We start from the raw sequence: 2386 nt of genomic DNA on the forward strand, positions 1-2386 counted from the left end.
GCAGACACGTTTTTTTGTTTTTGTTTGTTGTTTGTATCACTTCCTGAGGGTTTTTCCTCATACTATTGTTGGATGTTTTTGGAGATGATGGTGCGTTTTTTGGTTGCCTGATAGGCGCGAAGAGGCGCGGATAGGTGCGGATAGGTGCGGATGCGGGCTGACACGGAGGGCGGCCTCAGCGGAGGCGGATTGACGGCGCAGCCGGCGATTTCAGCCGAGCAAATCTCTGATTTGCGATCGGGCGGGTTGGACACGAAGTGGACGACCTTAGCTGAGGCGGATTGACGGCGCAGCTGGCAATCTTAGCGGAGCAAGTTTTCGAAGGAAACTTGCGAGCAAGGCTTTGCCTTGCGACCAAACCGAAGCTTTGCGACCAAGTCCATGAACGAAGTGAGATGGGCTTGCGAGTCGATAGTGCTCATGGGTAATGCGGGGTGGGTATGCTGCTGGTTATTGCGGGGCTGATATTGTACTTGGTGGCGAAGATGATTGGGATGCGGGGGTGAGGGAGACATGAACCTAACTGGAATTTACTGGGGCGGTAATTACCGCAAATGGTTCAAAGTATTAGTCTGGTAACTTTAGTTTGGACAAACTGGTTGGTGAGGTACCTATTAGATTTTGGAATTTGTCATTATGACTGTGATGATAAGACCAAAAATAATCATTTTACTATATGCAAAAAAGGATATAGAAATCAATCGCAATAATCAACTAAATGTATCTAATTACCGGTGGCACCGGGTTTATTGGTAAGAACCTTGTCAATGAACTGGCAAGTAAAGATGAACAAATCGTAATTATGAGTAGTTTCAACAATGGTTCATTTCTTCCGATTCCTAACTCTAATATCAAATATGAAAAAGGAAACATCACAGATGCAACTACTTTAGAAGCCATATTTAATAAATATGATATTGACGGAGTTTTTCATTTAGCTGCCATGTCAGATATTCGTCTATCTATAGAAGATCCAGCATTGACATATAAAGTTAATGTTGCGGGTACACTAAACCTTTTGGAGGCTATGAGGATACACGACGTAAATAAGATGGTGTTTGCTTCAACGGCAGCAGTTTATGGGGCACAATCATCACAGCCAAATCGGGAGGATATGCAGCCAAATCCAATATCTCCATATGCGTTCACAAAACTTTTGGGAGAAAATTGCTGTAATTATTATTCAGCACATTATCAGATGTGTATCTCATCACTCCGTTATTTCAATGTATATGGTCCTGAAATGAATAGTAACTCGCCAGCTGTTGTGATACTCAAATTTATTGAGAACATTATTAATGCAAAACCACCGCTTGTATTTGGTAATGGTACACAAACAAGAGATTTTGTGCATATCAATGATGTAACTCAGGCCAATATCAAAGCGATGTCTTCAGCAAGATATGGTGTTTATAATGTTGGAACGGGGATACCAACAACACTCAACACTCTTGCCGATATAATCATGAATCTTACAAATATCCATCTGCCAATTACATATCTGGAAGAGCGGAAGGGAGACATTCATGATTCTGTGGCTGATATTACCAAAGCAAAGGAGCAACTGGGGTATATCCCAAGTAATAGTTTGGAAAAAGGGATTTTCGATATGTTAAATTTATTAAAAAAGAATAATGGATGATAAAAATTGTCGAAATATCCATTCATCTACATATTATGGTAGATAAATAAGTACATTTTTCCGCTCAAGGAGGTGATCACAGATGGACCGTGTGACGCGGAAGAAATCGTTCAACTCTCCATCTCGACCATGTTGTGATCTTGATTTGATGTAAATAGAGAGATTTGTGAATAGAATATCCCCCACTCATTTCAATCAAATTTTCTGCAAACACAGGTATTAACAATCATATTCTGCAAAGTATCACATTCGCGCAGTTTACGGAAAAAAAGAGTTTTGGTTCGTCCTGTATTAACAGATGCGACAGGATTCATCTCTAATCAAAGTTTGAGTTCGATAAAATACTGTTCAATCTCCTTCTCATCAATACAGCGAGCTGTAAATGATGAAAATTCACCAATTGGTACAGACGTGAAGCCATCTGGGGGAGTGAACTGATGATTATTTTTCGTATCATATATATGTGGAGGATATACAATGAACATCTCCTCGTTTTCATAGGCAAAAGCTGATTCCTGCTCAGTCATCAGTTCTTCATAGAGTTTTTCTCCCACACGTTTTCCAATTATTTCTATGGGATGTTCTTCTTCTTTATACCCAAATTTCGGAGCTATTTTTTTCAGCATAACTTTTGCGAGATCGATAATTTTCAACACCGGCATCTTCAAAATGAAGATCTCCATCCCTTTAGCCATCATTCCGGCTTTGATTACAAGATTGACTGATTGTGGAATGGTCAATACA

General features: G+C 40.0%; 2 protein-coding genes. One reads left to right on the top strand and one right to left on the bottom strand.

Going from position 1 to position 2386, the window contains the following annotated elements; all coding sequences use genetic code 11:
* Positions 1 to 718 precede the first annotated feature (718 nt).
* Complete coding sequence (locus EYA77_RS03245) at positions 719 to 1642, top strand: GDP-mannose 4,6-dehydratase (protein ID WP_245241151.1); 924 nt, start codon at positions 719 to 721, stop codon at positions 1640 to 1642.
* Between the two features lie 320 nt (positions 1643 to 1962).
* Here EYA77_RS03245 and EYA77_RS03250 read toward each other — a convergent pair.
* Positions 1963 to 2386: polysaccharide biosynthesis protein (locus EYA77_RS03250; RefSeq protein ID WP_167815857.1), on the bottom strand; the 424-nt coding region annotated here is incomplete at its 5' end.

Origin of the sequence: Methanocorpusculum sp. GPch4 (genome assembly GCF_012062385.1) — an archaeon.
GTDB classification, from domain to species: domain Archaea; phylum Halobacteriota; class Methanomicrobia; order Methanomicrobiales; family Methanocorpusculaceae; genus Methanocorpusculum; species Methanocorpusculum parvum.